The organism is Sphingobium sp. TomTYG73 (genome assembly GCF_055394245.1).
In genome coordinates, this window is sequence record NZ_AP027339.1 from 2399033 (window position 1) to 2421610 (window position 22578).

The 22578-nt window shown below is 62.4% G+C and carries 21 protein-coding genes, 1 tRNA gene and 1 riboswitch; of the genes, 8 read left to right on the forward strand and 14 right to left on the reverse strand.

The window, feature by feature from the left end; translation table 11 throughout:
• The first annotated feature begins 106 nt into the window (after positions 1 to 106).
• Positions 107 to 886 carry a transglutaminase-like domain-containing protein gene (locus ACZ5TH_RS12055; protein ID WP_464794067.1) on the forward strand — a complete coding sequence of 260 codons (780 nt, stop codon included), beginning with the start codon at positions 107 to 109 and terminating at the stop codon, positions 884 to 886.
• Positions 887 to 1205: 319 nt separating this feature from the next.
• Here the strand turns inward: ACZ5TH_RS12055 and ACZ5TH_RS12060 are convergent, their stop codons facing one another.
• Together ACZ5TH_RS12060 and ACZ5TH_RS12065 are read right to left on the reverse strand one after the other, a co-directional pair.
• Positions 1206 to 1526 carry a hypothetical protein gene (locus tag ACZ5TH_RS12060; protein WP_449470751.1) on the reverse strand — a complete coding sequence of 107 codons (321 nt, stop codon included), beginning with the start codon at positions 1524 to 1526 and terminating at the stop codon, positions 1206 to 1208.
• A 40-nt stretch (positions 1527 to 1566) separates the two neighbouring features.
• Positions 1567 to 1926 (reverse strand): hypothetical protein, encoded by a 360-nt coding sequence (locus ACZ5TH_RS12065; RefSeq protein ID WP_464794068.1) that lies wholly within the window; start codon positions 1924 to 1926, stop codon positions 1567 to 1569.
• A gap of 111 nt (positions 1927 to 2037) precedes the next feature.
• Here ACZ5TH_RS12065 and ACZ5TH_RS12070 point away from each other — a divergent pair, with 111 nt between their 5' ends.
• The 4 genes from ACZ5TH_RS12070 (at position 2038) to ACZ5TH_RS12085 (ending at position 3490) form a co-directional block, all read left to right on the forward strand.
• The gene (locus ACZ5TH_RS12070; protein ID WP_449470754.1) at positions 2038 to 2376 is read left to right on the forward strand and encodes a hypothetical protein; all 339 of its coding nucleotides are present in this window, start codon (positions 2038 to 2040) and stop codon (positions 2374 to 2376) included.
• A gap of 253 nt (positions 2377 to 2629) precedes the next feature.
• Entirely contained in the window at positions 2630 to 3001 is a 372-nt protein-coding gene (locus ACZ5TH_RS12075; protein WP_449470756.1) for a DUF6481 family protein, read from the forward strand.
• Between the two features lie 115 nt (positions 3002 to 3116).
• The gene (locus ACZ5TH_RS12080) at positions 3117 to 3308 is read left to right on the forward strand and encodes a hypothetical protein (protein WP_449470757.1); all 192 of its coding nucleotides are present in this window, start codon (positions 3117 to 3119) and stop codon (positions 3306 to 3308) included.
• On the forward strand, positions 3305 to 3490 hold the full coding sequence (locus ACZ5TH_RS12085; protein WP_449470759.1) for a hypothetical protein: 186 nt from the start codon (positions 3305 to 3307) through the stop codon (positions 3488 to 3490). Before ACZ5TH_RS12080 ends, ACZ5TH_RS12085 begins: the two co-directional genes overlap by 4 nt.
• A 359-nt stretch (positions 3491 to 3849) precedes the next feature.
• Here the strand turns inward: ACZ5TH_RS12085 and ACZ5TH_RS12090 are convergent.
• A tRNA-Leu gene (locus ACZ5TH_RS12090) sits at positions 3850 to 3936 on the reverse strand.
• Positions 3937 to 4087: 151 nt separating this feature from the next.
• Here ACZ5TH_RS12090 and ACZ5TH_RS12095 point away from each other — a divergent pair.
• Positions 4088 to 4576 carry a hypothetical protein gene (locus tag ACZ5TH_RS12095; RefSeq protein WP_464794069.1) on the forward strand — a complete coding sequence of 163 codons (489 nt, stop codon included), beginning with the start codon at positions 4088 to 4090 and terminating at the stop codon, positions 4574 to 4576.
• Between the two features lie 81 nt (positions 4577 to 4657).
• Here ACZ5TH_RS12095 and gltB read toward each other — a convergent pair whose 3' ends face one another.
• The 7 genes from gltB to ACZ5TH_RS12130 all read right to left on the reverse strand — a co-directional run bounded on the left by gltB (position 4658) and on the right by ACZ5TH_RS12130 (position 15704).
• Positions 4658 to 9178 (reverse strand): glutamate synthase large subunit, encoded by a 4521-nt coding sequence (gene gltB / locus ACZ5TH_RS12100; RefSeq protein ID WP_464794070.1) that lies wholly within the window; start codon positions 9176 to 9178, stop codon positions 4658 to 4660.
• Positions 9175 to 9711 (reverse strand): DUF2059 domain-containing protein, encoded by a 537-nt coding sequence (locus tag ACZ5TH_RS12105; protein WP_460987164.1) that lies wholly within the window; start codon positions 9709 to 9711, stop codon positions 9175 to 9177. Before ACZ5TH_RS12105 ends, gltB begins: the two co-directional genes overlap by 4 nt.
• Positions 9708 to 11159, reverse strand: coding sequence for an NAD(P)-dependent oxidoreductase (locus tag ACZ5TH_RS12110; protein WP_464794071.1), 1452 nt, complete (start codon positions 11157 to 11159; stop codon positions 9708 to 9710). Before ACZ5TH_RS12110 ends, ACZ5TH_RS12105 begins: the two co-directional genes overlap by 4 nt.
• 163 nt (positions 11160 to 11322) lie before the next feature.
• Positions 11323 to 12132 carry an undecaprenyl-diphosphate phosphatase gene (locus tag ACZ5TH_RS12115; protein ID WP_464794072.1) on the reverse strand — a complete coding sequence of 270 codons (810 nt, stop codon included), beginning with the start codon at positions 12130 to 12132 and terminating at the stop codon, positions 11323 to 11325.
• Between the two features lie 174 nt (positions 12133 to 12306).
• The gene (locus ACZ5TH_RS12120; protein ID WP_464794073.1) at positions 12307 to 13254 is read right to left on the reverse strand and encodes a complex I NDUFA9 subunit family protein; all 948 of its coding nucleotides are present in this window, start codon (positions 13252 to 13254) and stop codon (positions 12307 to 12309) included.
• An 89-nt stretch (positions 13255 to 13343) separates the two neighbouring features.
• Complete coding sequence (locus ACZ5TH_RS12125) at positions 13344 to 13922, reverse strand: TMEM165/GDT1 family protein (protein ID WP_464795110.1); 579 nt, start codon at positions 13920 to 13922, stop codon at positions 13344 to 13346.
• Between the two features lie 100 nt (positions 13923 to 14022).
• Positions 14023 to 14151, reverse strand: a riboswitch (yybP-ykoY riboswitch).
• A 53-nt stretch (positions 14152 to 14204) separates the two neighbouring features.
• Positions 14205 to 15704, reverse strand: coding sequence for a pectate lyase family protein (locus tag ACZ5TH_RS12130; RefSeq protein WP_464794074.1), 1500 nt, complete (start codon positions 15702 to 15704; stop codon positions 14205 to 14207).
• Between the two features lie 279 nt (positions 15705 to 15983).
• Between ACZ5TH_RS12130 and ACZ5TH_RS12135 the strand changes: the two genes are divergently transcribed.
• Both ACZ5TH_RS12135 and ACZ5TH_RS12140 read left to right on the forward strand, forming a co-directional pair.
• Positions 15984 to 17114 (forward strand): hypothetical protein, encoded by a 1131-nt coding sequence (locus ACZ5TH_RS12135; protein WP_464794075.1) that lies wholly within the window; start codon positions 15984 to 15986, stop codon positions 17112 to 17114.
• Positions 17115 to 17147: 33 nt separating this feature from the next.
• Positions 17148 to 17591, forward strand: a complete 444-nt coding sequence (locus ACZ5TH_RS12140) for a DMT family transporter (RefSeq protein WP_464794076.1) — start codon at positions 17148 to 17150, stop codon at positions 17589 to 17591.
• Between the two features lie 24 nt (positions 17592 to 17615).
• On the opposite strand, the gene ACZ5TH_RS12145 is transcribed toward ACZ5TH_RS12140, so the two are convergent.
• From ACZ5TH_RS12145 to ACZ5TH_RS12160, 4 genes are all read right to left on the reverse strand, one after another.
• Positions 17616 to 18377, reverse strand: coding sequence for an HAD family hydrolase (locus ACZ5TH_RS12145; RefSeq protein WP_464794077.1), 762 nt, complete (start codon positions 18375 to 18377; stop codon positions 17616 to 17618).
• The gene (locus ACZ5TH_RS12150) at positions 18332 to 19321 is read right to left on the reverse strand and encodes a UbiA family prenyltransferase (RefSeq protein WP_464794078.1); all 990 of its coding nucleotides are present in this window, start codon (positions 19319 to 19321) and stop codon (positions 18332 to 18334) included. The genes ACZ5TH_RS12145 and ACZ5TH_RS12150 overlap by 46 nt, the downstream gene beginning before the upstream one ends.
• Before the next feature lie 571 nt (positions 19322 to 19892).
• Positions 19893 to 21326: a DNA recombination protein RmuC gene (rmuC, locus tag ACZ5TH_RS12155; protein ID WP_464794079.1), complete on the reverse strand. Its 1434-nt coding sequence runs from the start codon at positions 21324 to 21326 to the stop codon at positions 19893 to 19895.
• A gap of 70 nt (positions 21327 to 21396) precedes the next feature.
• Positions 21397 to 22569, reverse strand: a complete 1173-nt coding sequence (locus ACZ5TH_RS12160; protein ID WP_464794080.1) for an aminotransferase — start codon at positions 22567 to 22569, stop codon at positions 21397 to 21399.
• Positions 22570 to 22578 lie beyond the last annotated feature (9 nt).

A 22578-nucleotide genomic window follows, 5' to 3' on the forward strand; every position in this document is an offset into this window, starting at 1 on the left:
CTGCGGTGCCAGCAAGCCCCTTTTACCAGAATTAATTCGTCGCCGAAGGAGCTGAGGAGCGCCTCAGGCTTTGTGCGGCGAAGCACACTTAAAGCAAAGACTTCCCATGAAGATCGCGATCTCGACCGAGCTCAACTACTACGTGCCTGAAAAGGCCGATCTGCTGCTGCAGCTGGAGGCGGCGATCATCCCTGAACAGCGGGTGCTCGACGCGTACATCCAGCTGCCGCCAACGGAACACTTTGCACGTATCGCGGGGCACGACACCATCGGCGACCGAATCTGGCTGCGCACCCAGGGTCAGCTGACTGTGCGATACGACGCCATGGTCGAGATCAACCGGCTGACGGCCGACATCGCCCAGTTCGACGCGGTGCCCCCGCACCGTTTGCCGGGTGAGGTAATCGAGTACATCCTGCCCTCTCGCTACTGCGCCTCGGACGAGTTTCAGCCCATCGTTTCTGACCTGTTCGGTGACACCATCGGCGGGCAGCGCGTGGCTGCGATCCGTGATTGGATCGCGGCGAATCTGAGTTACGAGGCGGGCAGCTCGACCGCAGCAACCGGTGCCATGGACACCTACCATTCGCGTGATGGTGTCTGCCGCGACTTCGCGCACCTGATGATCAGCATGACAAGGGCGAGCGCCATCCCTGCGCGCTTCTGCAGCGTTTACGGCATCGGCGTGGAACCGCAAGACTTCCATGCTGTGGCCGAAGTCTTCCTCGACAACACCTGGTACATGGTAGATCCGACGGGCATGTCTACGCCCGACACGATGGCGAAGATCGGCGTCGGCCGCGATGCTGCCGACGTGTCATTTCTTACCAGCTACGGGAGTGTCGAGATGCAAAGCCAATCGCTACAGGTAACCCAGGTGACCTAAAGACCGTCCGGGTCAATTCTGCGAGGATGGTTGGTCCCGGCCCCCACCGGAATTGATACGCGTTCTTCCATCTATTCGCGCTTCAGGCCGGCCGCACGACGACGCGGACGTCTGCGCATCAAATGGGAGCGACGGTCTACCCCATGAGCTCGCAGGGGCTTCCGACCCATCCCGGTTGTTCAGCCGCTAATTTTCCGTTCTCAACTGCGGTCGGTCTGCTTCTTCATTCTGCATGCCCAAGACTGGCCGATTTCGGACTGACGCGTTCGGAGCGGAGATGTAGGGATCGCGGCCGTTCATATGGCTTTGACTATCGCCCCTAGTCGCCGTTGGCATCGACTGTGAAAATCATCGTTTTACCTCGTGACGCAGGATCCCATCCTGCCAATAACGCCGCCCGCACGCCCCGTGCGGCAATCGTGTCGTTGATGTGGGAACGCCCTTTCGGCAATCCTTTCATCAGGCGCTTGGGCGTAGGAAATTCCAGTATGGCCTCGCGCGGCATGTCTTGCTGACGCAACGAGACAGTCATGCCCTTCCAGCCATCACCAGAGGATAGCTGGGGCTCGCTCAGCAGTTCCCAGTCATATTTGAATCCGTCGATTTCGACTGTGCCGCCATGGCTGCGGATATTGGACATGGTTCGCCCCTAGCATGCAGATGTCGGTACTTCACCCCCTTCACTGATAGTGCAGCGTCTTCCCGAACCCCTCATTCGCCTTGGTCATCTTGGCCAGCTTCCTGAGGTGACTGCGAACATGCCGCTCGAACCGTATATCGTCATGGATGCTCGTCGCCGGATATTCGTCCTGGCCGATCAGTTCCTTAAGGCGACTGGCGAACGCGGCCTGCTTTTGGGGGCAATCGCCATGCCTGAGCGCGCGACAAACCCACTCCTCGGCAGCGGCCTTGTCATAGTCGTCGCGCGCCTCATAACCGCGCCGGTCCGCCGCCGCCTGATCCAGCCTTGACGCCTCTATCCGGCGTTCCAGCCACATGCGGACCTGTTCTCCGTCCCATGGTTTCAATGAATCCGTCATCGCTGTTTCCCATTCCAGTTCTCGGCAAGGCGTGGATTGATGTACTTGCCCGTATAATGCAGCAGTGCGCATCGCTATAGCCGACAGACAATCAGGCGGTTAAATCGACCCATGGCCCGCAAGCGTTCGAAATACGATCCCTATGACCATCTCCCACAGGAAGATGAGGCTCCTGAAGCCCCCGTGCCCTGTTGGCTGTGCGGCCGACCAACCGGCAAGACCATCGTCTGGCATCACCCCATACCCAAGAGCCGCGGCGGGCGCGATGTCGTGCCGATGCACTCCATTTGCCAGCAGACGCTGATTGCCAACTTCACCAATTCCGAACTTCAACGCCACGGGATGGAGGTGGCGGGCCTGTTGGAAAATCACAACGTGCGCAAATTCGTCGACTGGGTGGCGAAGAAGGATCCGGACTTCACGGCGACCATCGCGAAGAAGCAACGCTGATCGGGCGGACTGTCGGCGCTACAGTCCCTCGTTCGATAACAGGAGTCATGACCTCCTGGATCCAGGGAATGGAAGAGCGGTGGTCAGAAAGCGGCAGTGCGGATCAGACCGAAGGGATCGCATTCGCATCGCGCAATCTCGCGACCTTGAGATCAAGAAGGTTTTTTGCTAGCGGCTCTGGCTTCAACGGCAAATACGACGTGCCTTTGCAACACGCGGTGCGTCATCTAAATCGAATGTTCAAGGATAAACATTGCCTTCCTATAAAGCTCCCTCGTTCCAAGACCGTATTGCCGCAGCAGGATCGGCCAAGCAAAAGGCCTTGGATGCACTGAAAGCCAAGCCGCCCATCGACGAGGCAGTTATGGCGGAACGGCGCCGAGCGCGCGAAGCGCAGGATCAAGCAATTGCAATCGAGCGGGCGGCCAAGGCTGAAGCCGCTGCTTTAGCCAAAGCTCAAAAGGCGGAACGCAGAGCGGCCGAGCAGGCGGCGGAAGCTGAAAAACAAGCCGCGGCTGAGGCTGCGGCAGCACTCAAGGCCGCCAGGCTGACGCCCCCCAGCGCTGCTGAAATGAAAGCCGCTCGGGATGCTCGCTACGCTGCGCGCAAAGCTCGAAATAAATAGCTGATGCCGCCCTCCTACAGGAGGGCTGCGAGGATGCCCGACGCGCACCGTCCAGGGCGAGTTGCTCAGGGCAACGTGCCGACACGCAGCATCCACGCTAATTCTGGAGAACAGTATGGCCGATTTGTATCAGAAGGCATTGGAGTCGGAACGCCGAAGCCTGTGGGCCGAATGCAGGCTGAAAGGCCTTGCAAAGGATACTCCGGAGCGCATCCGTATAGCGGAACTGGACGAATTGCTTGCGAAGCATAAAGCCAAGAAAGGCGGCGGATCTGCTCCGTCCGGCCCTGAGGCGGAAATTCCATGAACGGTTACATCAAATTCGAGACGCCCGATGGCGATGTCCTCGCCATTAATGCAGACCGTGTCAGCTTTGTTCGACGTTACAGAGGAACTGATCAAGCCAGCGCCATTAATTTCGAAAAGGGGCATTACATCGTCGTCAGGGGCGACCTCGATGCAGTAATGGAAGCGCTCGCCGAGGCGTAATTCGCTGAGTTCGACCCTTTGTAGCCGTTCGGCCGCCAAATTTCCGGCCCTAGCTGCGGACCAGCCGCTTTTTCAACTCCTGCATTCTGGGATGGCCGTTTGCTGACTGGCGACTTTCCGGGCAGCGGGAGCCGGAAGCTGCCGCTTCGCCGCGACCATCGTACGGTGCAACAAAATCGGCAATAGGGTTGCGGAGATAAATTCTAGATCAGGTTGAAAACTACGCAGCCTGAGCAGATGCGAGGATGGCATCTCTGACCCACGTGCCCAAAAACCACGCCGGCAAACCCTGCAGAACTGCACCATTCCTCAGGCGCAGCATGCCCGAAGGCGAAAATTAGTTACCTTGTCAAACTGAATGGTGCGGTCGAGAAGACTCGAACTTCCACGGCCTTTCGGCCACAACGACCTCAACGTTGCGCGTCTACCAATTCCGCCACGACCGCACATCTGAAGGGAAACCGGCGGGGCCGGTGCCTTGGTAGGAGGCGGCCCTTAGCAAAGGCCTTGGACCCATGCAACAACCGATCTTCATGTGCGTTTCTTTTGCCGGGTGTTGGTGATGATTCAGGCGAGCGCGGAAGAGGAGAAGGTCGCATGTCCCCCCGTTTCTGGTTGTTCAGCCTGGCGAGCGCGGGGGCCGCGTTGGTCAGTGGGCTAGGCCTTGGCCTCTACGCGACGACGCCGCCACGGCTGTCCTTCACCGATGTGCAATCCTCCTCCTATCCCGCGTCACCCATCTCGATCGCGCAACCGGAAAGCAGTCCCGACCTGACCGGGCCGGATGAGATCAACTGCAAGGGCTGCGGCCCGACCCTCGCGGATCGGCAAATGGCAAGCATGATGGCGGGCTGGAGCGGCTATGACGATCCGGTTGTGCAGCGTTATGAGGCGCAGGATGAGCGAACCGAAGATTGGCAACCGCTTGAAGACGCCCCGCCATCGCCGATGCACAGACTACCAGCCAACATAGACCGGTTCGCGAACGGCGATGATGCACAGCCGCAGCCGCAGCCGACGCAACTGGCGCAAGGCAATGGCGCGAAATTCGATTCTGCGCCTGCCGTTTCACCCGTTCCCTATTAGGCAAGGCAGCGCAGCGGCCCGACGCACTGGCTGACCCAAGCAAAAGGGGAGGAAAGCGCTCTGCCTTTCCTCCCCCTCATCCTATTCCGCAGCCACTACCTCGGCGCTTGCATCGCTCAAAGGATGGGTCAGCCGGTGCACCATCTCCTTGGGGCAAACCTGCCAGAAATGACGCCGCCAGCGATCCCAATCATCCAGGATCGTGTTCGACCATTTGCTGTCGGTCGTGACCGCATGCTCGGCGATCAGCGCCTTTAGCTGCGCTTCCCAATGGGCGCTTTCCAGCCGCTGCCAGATGATGTTTTCCGGGTTGGCGCGTCGTTCGAAGCTGCCGTCCTCGTCCAGGATGAAGGCCATGCCGCCGGTCATACCCGCGCCGAAGTTCGCGCCGGTCTTGCCCAGGATCACCGCCGTGCCGCCGGTCATATATTCGCAGCCATTGGCGCCACAGCCCTCGACAACCACCTGCGCGCCCGAGTTGCGGACGGCAAAGCGCTCGCCTGCCTGTCCCGCCGCGAACAGCTTGCCCGCGGTCGCGCCGTAGAGGACGGTGTTGCCGATGATCGTGTTGTCCTTGCTCGTCAGCGGCGAGGAAACCGTCGTGCGCACGACGATGGTGCCGCCCGACAGGCCTTTGCCCACATAATCATTAGCATCGCCAAAGACTTCCAGCGTGATGCCCTTGCACAGGAACGCGCCCAGCGACTGACCGGCCGACCCCCGCAGCCGCACGGTCAGATGTCCGTCCGCCAGGGCAGACATGCCGAACCGCTCGGTCACCGCCGCCGACAGACGGGTGCCAACCGCACGATGCGTGTTGCGCACCGTATAGGTCAGCTGCATCTTCTCGCCCCGCTCGAACACGGCCTTGGCATCGCGCATCATCTGCGCGTCCAGGCTGTCGGGCACCTCGTTGCGCCATGCGGTGAGGCTGAAGCGCCGCTGGTCATCAGGCGCGTCCACCTTGGCCAGGATGGGGTTCAAATCGAGGTCGTCGAGATGCTCGGCACCGCGATTAACCTGCTTCAGCAGTTCCGTGCGCCCGATCACTTCGTCCAGGCTGCGATAGCCCAGCCGCGCCAGCACTTCGCGCACTTCCTCGGCGATGAAGGTCATGAGGTTGATGACCTTCTCCGGCGTACCGGTGAACTTCTCGCGCAGCTTCTCATCCTGCACGCACACGCCCACGGGGCAGGTGTTGCTGTGGCACTGGCGCACCATGATGCAGCCCATCGCCACTAGCGACAGCGTACCGATGCCGAACTCCTCCGCGCCCAGGATCGCCGCGATCACGATGTCGCGCCCGGTCTTTAGGCCCCCGTCCGTGCGCAGCTTCACCCGATGGCGCAGGCCATTGAGCGTCAGCACCTGATTGGCTTCGGAAAGCCCCATTTCCCACGGCGTGCCGGCATATTTGATCGATGTCTGCGGCGAAGCGCCGGTGCCGCCGACATGGCCCGCGATCAGAATGACGTCGGCATGCGCCTTCGCCACGCCCGCCGCGACCGTGCCGATACCCGCCTGGCTGACCAGCTTCACACACACCCGCGCACGCGGGTTGATCTGCTTGCAGTCGTAAATGAGCTGCGCCAGATCCTCGATCGAGTAGATGTCATGGTGCGGCGGCGGCGAGATCAGCGTCACGCCGGGCGTCGAGTGGCGCAGCTTCGCAATGAACTCGGTCACCTTGAAACCGGGCAGCTGGCCGCCTTCGCCGGGCTTGGCGCCCTGTGCGACCTTGATTTCGATCTCTTCGGCAGACCCCAGATATTCGGCATGAACGCCAAAGCGGCCGGACGCGATCTGCTTGATCACGCTGTTCGCGTTATCGCCATTCTCATAGGGCTTGAAGCGGGTCGCATCCTCGCCGCCTTCGCCCGACACGGCCTTGGCGCCGATGCGATTCATCGCGATCGCCAGCGTCTCATGCGCTTCCGGCGACAGCGCGCCCAGCGACATGCCCGGCGTCACGAAGCGCTTGCGGATTTCCGTCGTCGCTTCGACCTCGTCGATCGGCACTGCCTCCCGCGCGAAGTTGAACTCCAGCAGGTCGCGCAGATAGACCGGCGGCAAATCCCGCACGCCGCGCGAGAATTGCAGATAGGTCGAATAGCTGTCCGTCCCGACCGCCGTCTGCAACAGGTGCATCAGCTGCGCCGAATAAGCGTGGCTCTCGCCGCCGTTGCGCTGACGGTAGAAGCCGCCGACCGGCAGGCGCACCACCGCGCTGTCATAGGCCGCCTCGTGCCGCAGCACGGCATTATGATGCAGCGATGCATAGCCTTCGCCCGAAATCTTCGCGGGCATGCCGGGGAACAGGTCGTTGACCAGCGCGCGGGACAGGCCGACCGCTTCGAAATTATAGCCGCCCCGATAGCTGCTGATGACGGCAATGCCCATCTTGGACATGATCTTCAGCAGGCCTTCGTTGATGGCGACGCGGAACCGTTCGAAGCAATCTTCCAGCGTCAAATCGCCGAACAGGCCGCGCGCATGGCGATCGGCAATGCTGGCCTCGGCGAGGTAAGCGTTCACCGTGGTCGCACCGACGCCGATCAGCACCGCGAAATAATGGGTGTCGAGGGCTTCGGCGCACCGCACGTTGATCGACGCGTAGCTGCGCAGCCCCTTGCGGACCAGATGCGTGTGCACTGCCGCCGCCGCCAGCACGCCCGCTATCGCCACCTTGTCTGCATTGACATGCTCGTCGGTCAGGAAGATTTCGGTGCAGCCTTCGCGCACAGCCTGCTCCGCTTCCTCCCTGATGCGGGTGATCGCGGAGCGCAACTGTTCCTGCCCGCCTTCCGCCGGGAAGGTGCAGTCGATTTCGGCCACAGCCGGGCCGAAATGCGCCTTTAGCCGTGCCCATTCGGACGAGACCAGAACGGGCGATTCCAGCACCAGCACATGGCTGTTCTGCGTATCCTGCTCCAGGATATTGTGCAGGTTGGAAAAGCGCGTGCGCAGGCTCATCACATGCCGTTCGCGCAGGGAATCGATCGGCGGATTGGTGACCTGGCTGAAATTCTGGCGGAAGAAATGACTGACGGTACGCGGCTTGTCGGAAATGACCGCTAGCGGCGTGTCATCACCCATCGATCCGACGGCTTCCTTCGCATCCTCGACCATCGGAGCGAGGATCAGCTCCATATCCTCCAGCGTAAGGTTGGCGGCAACCTGCCGCCGCGTCAGCTCCGCCTTGTCCCAGGCGGGCAGGGCGCTGGCGGTCTGTGGCAGATCGCCGACCTTCATGAAGTCCTTGATCAGCTCGGCATAGGGCCTCTCGCCCGCAATCTGGTCCTTGATCGCGCGGTCGTCGTAGATTGCGCCTTCCTGCAGATCGACGGCGATCATCTGCCCCGGCCCCATGCGGCCCTTCTTGACGATGGTGGTTTCGGGCACGACGACCATGCCGGTCTCCGAACCCACGATCAGCAGATTGTCGCCGGTCAGTGTGTAGCGCAGCGGCCGCAGCGCATTGCGATCGACGCCCGCCACGACCCAGCGGCCATCCGTCATCGCCAGCGCGGCGGGGCCGTCCCACGGTTCCATCACGGAAGCGAGATATTCATACATATCGACATGCGCCTGCGGCGTTTCGCCAGCAGCGGCCTGCCAAGCTTCCGGCACCAGCATCAGCTTCGCCGTCGGCGCATCGCGGCCCGAACGGCAGATCGCCTCGAACACGGCGTCGAGCGCGGCGGTGTCCGACGCACCCGCCGGGATCACCGGCTTGATGTCCTCCGAATGATCCCCGAAGGCCAGCGAAGCCATCTTGATCTCGTGGCTCTTCATCCAATTCTTGTTGCCGCGAATGGTGTTGATCTCACCATTATGGGCGAGCGTGCGGAACGGCTGAGCCAGCCACCATTGCGGGAAGGTGTTGGTCGAATAGCGCTGGTGGAAGATCGCGACCCGGCTCTCGAACCGTTCATCGCGCAGGTCTGGATAAAAGACCGACAGCGATTCCGCGAGGAACAGGCCCTTATAGATGATCGACCGGCACGACAGGCTACAGATGTAGAAATCCTGTATCTGCGCGGCGATGACCTTCTTCTCGATCCGGCGGCGGATGAGGTAAAGGTCCTTCTCAAACTCGACCTGATCGCGCTCTTCGGGCATCGGCCCGGCGATCATGATCTGCTCGATCTCGGGCCGCGTGCGCTGCGCCTTCTCGCCGATGACGGACACATCGACCGGCACCTGACGCCAGCCATAGATGGTGTAGCCCGCTTCGATGATCTCGGATTCAACGATCGTGCGGCAGGTCTCCTGCGCGCTCAAATCCGTGCGCGGCAGGAAGATCATGCCGACGGCCAGCCGGTTGGGCAGGGGCTTATGCCCCGAATCTGCGATCGCATCGTCAAAGAAGCGCACCGGCAGATCGACATGAATGCCCGCGCCGTCGCCGGTCTTACCATCCGCATCGACCGCGCCACGGTGCCACACGGCCTTCAGTGCATCGATCGCCGAAGCAACCACGCGGCGGCTCGCTCGGCCATCCGTCGCGGCGACAAGGCCGACGCCGCAGGCATCGCCTTCAAATTCTGGGCGGTACATGCCTTCACGCGCGAGGCGGATGCGTTCGCTTTCCGTGGTCATGATGAACTTCCCTTGATCTTCTGTGACGCGGCCCACTCTTCGACCGCTTGTTTGATTTTGGCCTCCAGAGCAGGCTGATGCTCGCTGGATGCCTTAAGGCCGATCTGCGCCAGTCGCGGCATCATCTGTGGCATGACACTTTGCGCCTTGCGCATCACAGGATCAGTTTGGAGGACGGCTAAGCGTTGTAACTCTGCTGCACTGAAATAATCCGCATAGATCTGCGCCGCGTCATCGAGCGCCGTCCGCTTCATATCAGCAAGCATCGCTACCAGTTCCTCGTTCACGACACGGCGTAATGTCTGTTTCAGATCGGCGGGCATGGTGATTCCCAACTTCGATTCTTGCTGGACGACATTATGTTCGAAAGCAGTAGTAGCCATCGCCAGACCCGTCTGTTCCATCTGCCGCTCAAAGTCGGTGGCCACCAGCAGGTCGCGCGCAGCCGCGAGGGCGGCCAGCCGGTCGCCGGTTTGGGCGCTCGCTGGTGCGACTGCAAAGGCCAGGGCCAGGGGGATAGCAATCAGCCTCATGCCGCTTGTCTCTCGCCGACCGCAGCCTTGGCCTTCGCCTTTAGATAACGGTGCATATGCTCGGTCACATCACGGCCGTCGCGGATCGCCCATACGACCAGCGAAGCGCCCCGCACGATGTCGCCAGCGGCGAACACGCCGTCCATCGACGTCATCATCGTCTTGTGATCGACACGCAGCGTGCCCCAGCGGGTGACCGACAGATCCTCCGCGCCGAACAGCTTGGGCAGCTCTTCGGGATCATAGCCTAGCGCCTTGATGACGAGATCAGCGTCCAGCGTGTGTTCGGTGCCCGGATCGGCCTCCGGCGCGCGGCGGCCCGAAGCGTCGGGCTGGCCGAGGCGCATCTTCGTCACCTTGACGCCGGTCACATGTTCCGTGCCCTCGAACGCGATCGGGGCGGATAGCCAGACGAACTCGACGCCTTCCTCCTCCGCATTCTGAACCTCGCGTTGCGAGCCCGGCATATTCTCCCGGTCGCGGCGGTAGAGGCACTTCACCGAAGTCGCACCCTGACGCACGGCCGTGCGGACGCAGTCCATCGCCGTGTCACCGCCGCCGATGACGACCACCTTCTTGCCATTGGCATGCAGGGAGCCGTCCTCATGCTCCGGCACTGCGTCACCGAACCCGGCCTTGTTGGAAGCGATGAGGAAGTCGAGCGCCTTGACCACGCCCGGCGCGCCGACCCCCGGCGCCTTGATGTCGCGCGGTTTGTAGACGCCGGTGGCGATCAGGATGGCGTCATGGCGGCTGCGCAACTCTTCCATCGACGCATCGCGGCCGACCTCGAAACCTTCATGGAAGATGATACCGCCATCCTTCAGGCGCTGGACCCGGCGCATGACGACGTCCTTCTCCAGCTTGAAGCCGGGGATGCCATAGGTCAGCAGCCCGCCCGCGCGGTCGTGCCGGTCATAGACATGCACCTCATAGCCCGCGACGCGCAGATATTCGGCGGTGGTAAGGCCCGCCGGACCCGCCCCGATCACGCCCACCGACTGACCCAGCGGCTTGCCAGGAACCAGCGGCTCAACCCAGCCTTCTTTCCAGGCGGTGTCGGTGATGAACTTTTCGACAGAGCCGATCGTGACCGCGCCATGGCCTGAAAATTCGATGACGCAATTGCCTTCGCACAGCCGGTCCTGCGGGCAGATGCGGCCGCAAATCTCCGGCATCGTGCTGGTCAGGTTCGACAGCTCATAGGCTTCGCGCAGCCGTCCCTCGGCCGTCAGGCGCAGCCAGTCGGGGATATGATTGTGCAACGGGCAATGCGTCGCGCAATAAGGCACGCCACATTGCGAGCAACGCGCCGCCTGCTCTTCGGCTCTTTCCAGCAGGAAGCTGCTGCTAATTTCCAGGAAATCGTCGGCGCGATCGTCGGCCGAACGCTTCTCGGGATAGGCTTGGCCCGTTCCCACGAATTTCAGCATCGGATTGTCAGCCATGATGAGTCCCTAAAATCTATTCAGGGCTCACATAGCAGAAAAACCGCCAAAGTCACGCGGATTCGAGCATAAAGGTCATGCTGGCTGACCTAAACTGAGACTATTTCCAACACGCTTGATCGAACGGGCGATCGGTAAGGCTAAATCTATGACCGATTCGGCCCTACCTTAACCACAACCATATGAGCGCGCCCGTCCCAGCGATGATCCGATACCAGGCAAAGGGGACAAAACCCTGGCGAGAAACCAAGCCGACGAACCACCGGATAACCAGCAGCGCGACGATGAAAGACACGACAAGACCCAAGGCGATGCTGCCCCAGCCCACCGTGGCGGAGGTCACGTCGCTACCCTTTTTCAGCAGCTCCAGCGTCGATGCGCCCAGCATCGTCGGGATAGCCAGAAAGAAGCTGAACTCCGCCGCCGTGCGCCGCTCAACCCCCAGCGCCAGCGCGCCCATGATCGTCGCGCCCGACCGGCTGACCCCCGGGATCATGGAGATGCACTGGATGAACCCGATGCCGATAACCCGCGCCAACGGGATGTCGGCTATGCCGTGAAAGCGGTTATCCTTCGCTATCCGCTCGATCGCCAAAATGGCGATGCCGCCGATGATCAGCGCCCAGGCGACGACCTGCGGCGCGCCCAGCAGCACCTCGATATAATCATGCATCGCCAGCCCGATGACCACGGACGGCAAGAAAGCGACTAGCAAATTGCGCAAGAACCGCCAGCTCGTCGGTTCCTTGCGCAGCAGCCCCATCGCCACCGCCCAGAACGTCCGCCAGTACAGCACCACCACCGCCAGGATCGCACCCAGCTGGATGATGACGTTGAACATCGCCCAGGTCGCCGCGTCATAACCCAGCAGTTCGCTCGCCAATATCAGGTGCCCGGTGGAGGACACGGGCAGGAATTCGGTCAGCCCCTCGACGATGCCAAGCAGGATGACCGTCAGAAAATGGAGGTCCATGGGCGGCTCTGGTCCTTGAACTGGAAAGGGAAATCCGCGCGGAACCCGGCGGAGGAAAGATCGCGCTTATTGTGCAGATGCGGGACGCGCGTGCAATGCACGGCAACGCTCATCGCCGCGCCATCCCGTCATTCCATCGACAGCTGGCAGGCGGCGATGGCTCGCGCGCTCAGGTCAGGCCTTTACGCGCCCGGCGAAGCGGCCATGGCGGCGGTAGCGGACCAGCCAGCTATCGGCGATCGCCTCCATCGGCGTGGGTGACACGCCCAACTCAGCAAGACCCGGCTTGCCCGCCGACACGATATTGTCCTTCTGCAACATCGCATATTGGTCCCGCGTGATCGGCGCGCCCGGCAGCCAGCCAAAGCTCGCGATGGTCGATGCGATCGGCGCAGGCACCGCGATCAGGCTGCGATTGCGACCAATGGCCTTGGCGATCCAGCTGTTCAGCTCCATCATGCTGAGCTGTCGCGGGCCGCCCAGTTCGAATGTCTTGCCGCCATGAAGGCCGGGGTCCGCCGCCGCATTGACGATCGCCTGCGCGACGTCGGCGACATAGACCGGCTGGAATTTCGTATCGGCGCCGATCACCGGAACCACCGGCAGGCGGCTGATCAGCTCGGCGAAGCGGTTGAGGAACTGATCTTCCGGCCCAAAAATGATGGACGGACGAATGATGGTCGCGGCAGGGAAAGCTGCCCGAACCGCCACCTCGCCCGCAGCCTTGGACCGTCCATAGGCCGAAGGGCTCTCCGCATCCGCGCCGATGGCCGACACATGGACCAGCGCCTTGACCCCGGCTTCCGCCGCGGCCTTCGCTACATTGGCCGCGCCGTCATGATGCGATCCTTCCAGGTCGCCGCTCAGCACGCCGACCAGATTGATGACGATATCGCTCCCTGCGATCGCCCGAGCGACGCTCTGCGCATTCCGAATATCGGCCGCAATAAGTTGCTTTTGCCCCAACGCGCCCAGAGGCTGGATGCGAAAGGCGCTCGCCAGGTCGCGCTGCGCTATGCGCACCCGCGCGCCGCGTTCCATCAGGGCCTGGGCGACCTGTCGGCCAAGGAAGCCGCCGCCGCCGAACACCGTAACCAGATTGTCCTTCATCACGCGTTCCATGCCTGTCCTGCTTGGGGAAAATGACTTAGCTCCCCTTGCAACAGCCGCCGCCCGCTGACAACAGCCGGGCGGCGGTCCCTGTTCCTTTTTTAACCGATCCAGCCTTGCAGGTCCGCGATCATCCACAGCCCAAGGCCGAGGAACAGCAGCGCCGCGCCCATCTGCAACGCGCGCATCGGCACCTTCTTCGCCAGCGCTTCGCCAAACAGCACCGCAGGCACATTGGCGATCATCATGCCCAGCGTCGTGCCCGCCGTCACCGCCAGCACATTGTCGAACTGTGCGCCCAGCGCCACGGTGGCGACCTGCGTCTTGTCGCCCATCTCCACCAGGAAGAAGGCGATCAACGTCGTCACGAACACGCCCGCCTTCGAAGGAGCCTTTAGCGGCTCGTCCTCATCGATCTTGTCGGGGATCAGCGTCCATCCCGCCATCGCGATGAAGCTCGCCGCCACGGCATAGCGGAACCATGGCTGCGTCAGCACGCCCGCGATCGAATGACCGACCAGCGCCGCCAGGAAATGATTGGCCATCGTGGCGAACAGGATGCCGAGTATGATCGGCACCGGCTTTCGAAAGCGGGTGGCGAGCAGCATGGCCAGCAACTGCGTCTTGTCGCCCATCTCGGCGAGCGCGACCAATGCGGTAGAGGTGAAGAGAGCGTCCATCGATATTATATCCGGGGCCGGGCGTAGGGTTGAAGACGCAATGCCACCGCCTCTTCCCGCCCGGCCGGACAGGGAAGAGCCGATGCCATTGGTCTCGCCCGATACGGCCCGCTCAAGGCGTTCGCCTTGGCCTCCCATATCCCGCATGCCACGGCCTCTCGGCCAAATATGTTGACATACGGCCCGTTCGACCAAGCGAACGGCTGGCTACTCCCCAGATGACGGCCTGCCTTTAGGAGAGATTGGTGGTGTATGCAATGGCGGGAAGGGCGGGGGAGGGCTTCACATCATCGCCGCTCTCAAAAGGCCGCCCAGCCCAGCGAGCGCGGCGACGGTCAGAGCGACCACCCACGCCGTAACAGTCCGGGGTTTGTCTTGATCTTCCTGTCTTTCCGCGAGGCTGGAGCCCGCCAGCGCCTGGCGATGCGCATAATCCAGAAATTCGTCGAGATTGCTCCACCCGTCGCGGTTCGCATCTTCCCAGGCGTCGTTTCTGGTCGCGTCGGTGCCGTTCGCCTTTTCCCATTGGTCGGACATGCCGTCTCCGTCGGAATCCGCATAAGGCGTTCCATCGGCTATCTCGGGAAGGATGCCGGGCTCATGGCGGATCTTGCCAGTGCCCTGCCTCACCTCCTTCACGATCCGTGTGTCCACCGTATCGCGGGGAAAGGCCCCGGCTGTCGTCAGCGCGCGATGATAGGCCTGCCTGGCGTCGATGACCGGGGCGCCAATGGGACAGGACGGCGTCTGCACCATCGCTTCGCGCACATAGGGCGGCGGCTCCCGGACGATCCTGCCATCAATATAATTGCCCGCCTCATATATCTGCGCGCGGCCGGTCGAATTCACCGACTGGCGCGCGATGATGTATCGCCCGGGCACCATATTGGGTCCCGACTTGAAGTAGTTTCCCACGATATTGACCGGGCTTCCGCCATGCTGTTCCCAAACTTCGACGAAATCGGAACGCGCATTGTAGATCAGGTTGTTGACCACATCGACGCAGGAACCGGGGAAGAAGTTGACGTCGGGATTCCTGTCGCCGTTATGGGCGCAGATATTGCCGAGAAACGTCAATTTCTGGCTGCCTGTGGCATCGCTGCTCAGAAGCGCGCATTTGTCATGCCTGCGCAATCCCTCGGCAAGGATGGAATTGGATATCGTTATATTGTCGTTCTGCCCCTGACCGCCGACGGTTTCATCCTCCGACCACGACACGCTGACATGGTCGATGATGACGTTGCTGCTTTTTTCGAAGATGATCCCGCTGTCGGAAGCGCGCGTGTCCCCCCGGTTGTCCAGCCGCACCCTGATGTGGCGAATGATGACATCATGCGTATTTTTGGCGACAAGGGGCGTCAGACCGTATCGGCCGCCCGCATGCGTGATCAATATGCCGCCACCGGGCGCCGTCTGCCCCGCGATCGTGATATAGGGATTGCGGATCACCGGCCGCTCGGTCGTCCAGCGGATGACCCCGCCGACCCGGAAAACGCATGTGCGCGGCCCCCGCGAATCGATGCAGGCGCGCAACGTTCCCGGCCCGCTATCGGCCAGGCTCGTCACCGCTATGATCGCGCCGCCGCGACCGCCTTGGGTGAACCGGCCATAGCCCACCGCTCCGGGAAAGGCTTCCAGGGTCCGTGCCTCTGCGACAACGGGCATGATCGCCAGCAATAGGGCGACCGCTTTCGGCACGGCCCAGGCGCGCATCGACGGCTCACCACCCGCGGGCAAGGGATGTCGCCCCATGTGCCTGTCGGGCACCATTTCCCCGGCCATGCCTGTTTCTCGCGCCGATTTCATGCCCCGATGATCACCAAAGTGCCGCAAATCGAAACAACTATTCCGGACCTATCCGGGGAGGAAAAGCGATCCCCCCAAGGAGTGGCCCTTCTCCGAAATCGCAAGTGTGGACCCAGTGGGGCTCCTGTAGAAAATCGGGATGGATCAAAGCCATGGGAAAGTTTCGTGACCGTCCGCCGTGCCCAGCGCGCCATCACGATCAACCTGTCCCGGCCGATGATCTCCACGGCGGCGCTGAACTGAGGATGGTGGGGGATGGCCTTGGAAATGCACTCTAAGGAACTGCGCGGCGGAACCTACCTCGCGCCGATATTCATGGCCACCATGCTCGTGGCGCTTGTCCTGCCCATGTTCTTCGAGGTCTACCGAACCGTCTATTATGGCACCATGTCCTATGATGACTATTCGCGCTATCTGCTGTGGGTGCTGGGCGAACCGGGCGGGAAGATCCCACCCAGCCCGCACGTCTATCGCATCGGTTCGGTAATCCTCGCCGCACCCTTCTACCAGCTGCCGGTCATCCTGTTTTCGGGTCAGGGCATCCACCACGCACCCGTCGTGATGCAGCCGGAATATGTGAGAGCCTTGCAGGCAATGTGCGCGGCCAACGCGGCCTATGCGGCAATATCCGCGTGCATTGTCGGCCTCTATCTCGCCTTCTGGCGCAATGTTTCGGTGGGCTGGGCCTTTTCCGCCACCCTCATCTTCCTGTTGCTGACGCGCTATCTCGGCATGGGCTCCGCCGACGGCGTAGCGACGCTGCCGCTCGTAATCGCGGCCATTGCGATGATAGAGCGCAGGATCGCCATCTTCGCCGCCGCCGTCATCCTCGGGACAATCGTCAATGAAAAGGTGGCCCTGATCGCCTTCTTTGGCGCGAGCCTCCGCATGCTGTTCGTGGTGGAGCATCGCAAGGTCTATTTCGTCATGGCATGCGTTGCCGCCGTCGCGCTGGCAGCCTATGCGGCGACGGTCCTTACCCTCGCCATGCCGGGCCTCGACAATCAACGGGACCCCGGCACCTATGTTTCGGGGATGATCGGTTCGATCCGCCATCTTTTCGGCATGAAGGGTGCCTATCAGAATCTTTGGCCCCCGATCGTCGTGATCATCCTGTGGTGGACCGCGATTCGGCAGAGCCGTGACCCCATGGTCTATCTTTGCGACATCGGCGGCGTCATCGCCTTGTTCCTGTTCGCCCTGGCGCTGGACGTCCAATATAATGTCGGCCGGATAGTGATGTTCTCGATGCCGTTGTTCCTGCTCGGCGCTGTGGAGAGCATGGCACGGTCGCGACTGGGCGCGGCATCAGATACCCCGAACCGTCCGGTGGGTGGTGCGGCAAAATCCTCCGCCCCGATCGCGGCATTTCCCGAACATTCGTAAGGCATCAGCGGTGGCGAAAAGGAAAGGCGATTTATGGCAAAGGCAATGCTCCTCGGACTGGTTCTGGCAAGCGTCTTCCTGTCTGCGGCGGCGCAGTTGATCCTGAAGCTCGGCATGTCGAGCGCGGCGGTGCAGAGCGCTCTGGCCCAGCCGGACCAATCGCTGTTCCGCACGGCGATGGTGATCGCGACCTCGCGTCTGGTCATCCTCGGCCTGAGCTGCTTTGTGCTGAGCGCGCTCATATGGCTGCTGGTTCTGGCGCGCGTCGATCTCTCTACCGCCTATCCCTTCATCGGGCTGGGCCTCGTGATCACCGTGGCGTCGAGCTATTTCATCCTTGGTGAATCCATATCGACCACCAAGCTTGTCGGCGTTGCGTCCATTGTCTTCGGCGTGGTGCTGATCGGCCTCTCCCTCTCCCCGACGGACAAACCGGAACAGCTTTCCGGGACCCTCGAACAGGCGTCCCGTCTCTGACTCCCGGTCCCCGCGAGGGGACCATCAGCACGCCATTTTCATGAGCAGCGGCTGGAACAGCGCGTCGCCGAAGGAACGGAACCGCTCGACCTCGCCCGAGGCGCCCCGCGACAGGATCAGCGCGCGCATGTTCAACCGCGCGGCCACCGCCCAATCCCGTTCGACCCGATCGCCGATCAGCACCGCGCGATCGGCTGCGACACCCGACAGGCGCAACAGCTTCTCAAGACCTGCCGGATCGGGCTTGGGACGGCCAACGTCGGGATCAGTGGCCGCGACGATATAGTCGGCGGTCAGGTCCAGCGCCGCAAGTTTCGCGACCGCGGGATAATCCGAAAAGATCGCGATCCGCTTACCCTCGCGCGCTATCGCCTGGAACAGCTGCTGGATACCCGGACGGCGGCAGGCGGCAAGCATGGACAGCGGCCGCTCTTCCATCCATTCACCGACCAGCCCGCGCACCTCTTCGGGGGTGCAGCCCCTCTCGGCCGCCGGAATGCTGTATTGATCGGCCAGGAAATCCTGCGACCCTTCGGCCAGCGCCTCGCGACAACGGCGGAAGGAACGCAGCGTCAGCAGCGTGTCCAGACTTCGTTGAGCGATCGCGTCCCGCAGCAGGGCGGCCAGCATCCGCGCGCGCAGCCGCCTTTGATCATAGAGCGTGCCATCCATGTCGAAGATGACGAGGTCGATCGTGCTCCAATCGATCGGGATGGACTGCGCCGCCATGCCGGACCCGATCAACCGACCTTGATGAGATAGGGCTGCGACAGCGAACTCAGCCATGGCAGGTCGACAAAGGTGGCGACCACCACCGCCAACACGGCAAGGCCGGTCGCGGCGAGCAGGCGGCGCGAACGGAACAGCCGTTCCGGCCGCTGCGCCACCGATCCCTGCCGCAATGCCAGCCACATATAGATGGCGAACAGGCCCGCGATGAAGGGAAAGGCGATGATATATTCAAGACGATATTTGATCAGGAACACCGCAATGAAAAAGGCCGACAGCATGGCATAGAGAAAGCAGGATACGGTCAGGTTCTCGCTCGTATAGCTGCGGAACGACTTGCGATAGCGGTGCAGCATCTCGACGCCCTGATCCGCCACGACATCGCGATATTCGCTCAGCCGCTTGGCGCCCATCAGGAACGCGCCCCCTGCCCAATAGGCGATGAACAGGCTGGCCGGGGGCAGGGCGGTCGGGTCCACCATGGCCCAGCCCAGCACCAGACGGATCGGATTGTTCACCGACTCGCTGATGACATCCAGGTAGACCTTGTCCTTCGTCCGGATCGGCTCGACATTATAGGTGATGCCCGACAGCCCGAACGCCACCGAAGCGACGAAGAACAACTGCCCCAACTGGTAGCCGAGCAACAGCCCGAGCAGCAGCAAGGCGAGATATTCGGCATAGACCAGCGTCGGGGAAAGCGCCTGATGGACCGCCGTGCGCTGCGACTTGACCGGATGAAAGGCATCAAATTCCCGATCCAGCCACTCGTTGATCACATAATTGGCCGATGCGATCAGGATGGCGCTCGCAAACCCCAATAGCAGCCGGTCGATCGAAAGATGTGCCGCGTTGTGGTGGACAGCATAGGCCAACACGATACCCGGAATGATGAAGACATGCTTCGTCATATGGTCGAAGCGCGCGATCGAAAGATAATCGCGCAGCGACGCCTGGGATGCAATGGCGCCACGGGCGGTGGCGTCAGACTGGTTGATCATCACTTACTGCTCCTTCGGGGCATGCAGATAAGCTCATCCCGTTCGCGGCATTGGGCGGCGAAACGGGCGTTACTTGCTGTCCATTATCGTCCACGATGTTGCCGATATTATTGCCATAGGGACCTGGGTCAGGCCAGTGGCGCCCCCGGTTCAAAGGGGGCAGAAGCGCGACGCATTTGGATACGGATCAGAGGCATTCTGTCCCGAAAGAGCCTTGACCAACATGGCAATTCCGGGCGGTGGGATGACCGACCCCCCGTCTCCGAGAGCGGGCAATGGCGGCGCAGCCCGGATGTCCGGCGAGCCGTCAGCGGCATTGACCGCGAGACGCATCCCCATGGTTTACCAACCCATCAGGAACGATAGCAAAGGCGTCTAAAGCTTTTTCAAAGCGGATGGCATCATCCGCTGGCCCGGAAAATGCGGGAAAGAAGACAAATGGAGCATGATCCGATTCAGCCTGATTGGATCATGCTCCAATCGCGCTGGGAAAGCCTGCCGCACCCTTGTCAGCCGGTGTCGGCCACTTGTTCACGATAACCGGAACCAACAGGCCCCGGCCGACAAAGTCTCACTCCGCCGCGTCGGCCACGGCCTCGGGCAAAGCCCGCACCGCCTCGGGCGAAGCAGGCTCGCGCACCAGCGCCTCGACCGGCTCAAGCTCCTCCAGCTCGCGCCCGCCCGTCTCGATATTGAGGTCACGCAGCTTTCGCCCGGTCACCAGCACGCGTCCCTCGAAGCTGCCGACGAAGCTGTTATAATCGCTCACCGCCCCGGTCAGCCGGTTGCCCAGCTTCTTGAGCGACCCCGCCGCAGCCGCCAGCCGTTCATACAGCTCCTTGCCCAGCGCGCCGATCCGCTTGGCTTCGTCGGCCATCTTCTCCTGCCGCCACACCGCCGCGACCGTGCGGGCGATGGCGATGAGGTTGGTCGGCGTCGCCAGCAGCACCCGCTTGCCGAAGGCGTGATCCCAAAGCTGCGGATCATGCTCCAGCGCCGCCGACAGGAAATGCTCGCCCGGCACGAACATGATGACATAATCCGGCGCTTCATCGAACTGGTCGGCATAGCTTTTGCGCCCCAGCGTCTCGACATGCGCGCGCATCGCGGCGGCATGGGCGGACAGCAGCCGCTTGCGCTCCTCCTCGCCCTCCGCGCTATAAGCATCCTGATAGGCGTTCAAAGACACCTTGGCGTCGATCACCAGAGCGCGGCCGCCCGGAATCCGTACGATCGCGTCAGGCCGCAACCGCCTATCCTCACCCTCGACGCTCACCTCGGTGCGGAAATCGACATGTTCGGACAGCCCGCACGTCTCCAGCACGTTGCGCAACTGCTGCTCGCCCCAGCGGCCGCGCGCCTTGGGCGCATGGCGCAGCGAATCGACCAGCCGCTGCGCTTCCGCGCGCACGGCTTCCTGCCCCGATTTCATCGATTCAATCTCACCGCGCAAGATGCCGTAAGCCTCGGTGCGCTGCTGTTCGATCTGGCTGATCTTCTGGTCGTACCGCTGGATCGTCTCGTTGACCGGATGCAGCAATTGCTTGAGCTGCGCCTCGCTCTTCTCATGCGCCTGCGCCAGCCGCTGGTCCGCCCGCTCCAGGAAATGGCTCTGCGCCTGATGCAGCAATTTGCCGCCAATCTCGCTGAACTGCGCCGACAACTGCTCCTTCGCATCCTTCAGCGCCACGATCTGCGCCTCGAAAGCCTCGGCCCGTGCCTGCGTGTCGGATTGCAGCGCCGCCAATTCCCGCTCGGCAAGGCCCCGCGCCGCCCGCTCATCCTCCAGCCGCTGCGCGAGGACGCCCGCCTGCGCCGCCCGCTCCTGCGCCACCACAAGTTCCTGCAACGCGCCGTTGCGCTGCGCTTCCGCCTGCGCCAGCTTCGCAACAAGCTCGGCCTTTTCCGCCGCCAGCGGCGCCACTGCCTTCCCACGCAACAGCCAGCCCAGCGCCAACCCTGCTATCAGGGCGGCCAGACTGAGGATGATGGCAAGGCTGTCCATTAATGATCCCCCGTGGAACGAAAGGTGAACCTAGCGGCCGCTGCACGGTGCCGCAAGCGCTAGTTGCGCCTCACCCGAGCATAAGGCGAAAACGGCCAAGCCGCGCGACCGCCTCATCGATCACCGCATCGCTTTTGGAAAAGCAAAGCCGCACCAGATGCGTGACCGCCGCGTCCGGATAAAATGCCGATATCGGGATGGCCGCCACGCCCGCTTCGTCGATGATCCGTTCGCAAAAGCCGACATCGTCGAGCGCGATCCCGGAGGTGGCCAGATCGACCGTCACGAACCAGGTGCCCGCACTCGCCTGCACGTCATAGCCCGCCCGCCGCAAGCCCTCGACCAGCCGGTCACGCGAAGCCTGATAACCCGCCCGCATGTCCGCAAACCACGCATCCGGCTTGGCCAGCCCCTCCGCCACGGCCCATTGCAGATTAGGCGCGGTTGTAAAGGTCAGAAACTGGTGCGCTCGCCCCAACAGCCTCGCCACCGGCGGCGCCGCGCACATCCAGCCAATCTTCCAGCCGGTGACCGAAAAGATCTTGCCCGCCGATCCGATCTTCACCGTGCGTTCGGCCATGCCGGGAAACCCCATCAACGGTTGATGCATCCGGCCATCGAACGTCACATGCTCCCACACCTCGTCGCAAATGGCGATCAGGTCATGCTCCACGCAAAAGGCCGCCAGCATGGCCAACGCCGCCTCGTCCATCACGCTGCCGCTGGGATTGAGCGGGTTGTTGAGGATGAGCAGGCGCGTGCGCGGCCCCACCGCCGCTTCCAGTACCTCGCGCGTCACGCGCCAGTCTGGCGGCGTCAGCCTGATCACCCGCGCCACCCCGCCCGCGCGCTCCACCAAAGGCAGATAGGCATCGTAAAGCGGCGCCAGCAACAGCACCTCGTCCCCCGGCTGCACCAGCGCAAACAGGCTGGCCGCAATCGCCTCGGTCGCGCCGGAGGTGATGATGATCTCTTCCGGGGTTAACGCCAGCCCCTGATGCCGCCCATAATGCGCCGCCACTGCCGATCGCAATTCCGGCAGACCACCGCTTGGCGGATATTGGTTGGACCGGGTCATCAGGGCGTCGGCGGCGGCGCGCAATATGTCCTCCGGCCCCTGCGCATCGGGAAAGCCCTGGCCGAGGTTGATCGCCCCCGTATCCCGCGCGCGGGCCGACATTTTCTCGAAGATCGTGGCGGGCATGTCCCGATAGACGGGATGGCCAAGGAGCGCGCTGGTCATCGCGTCAGC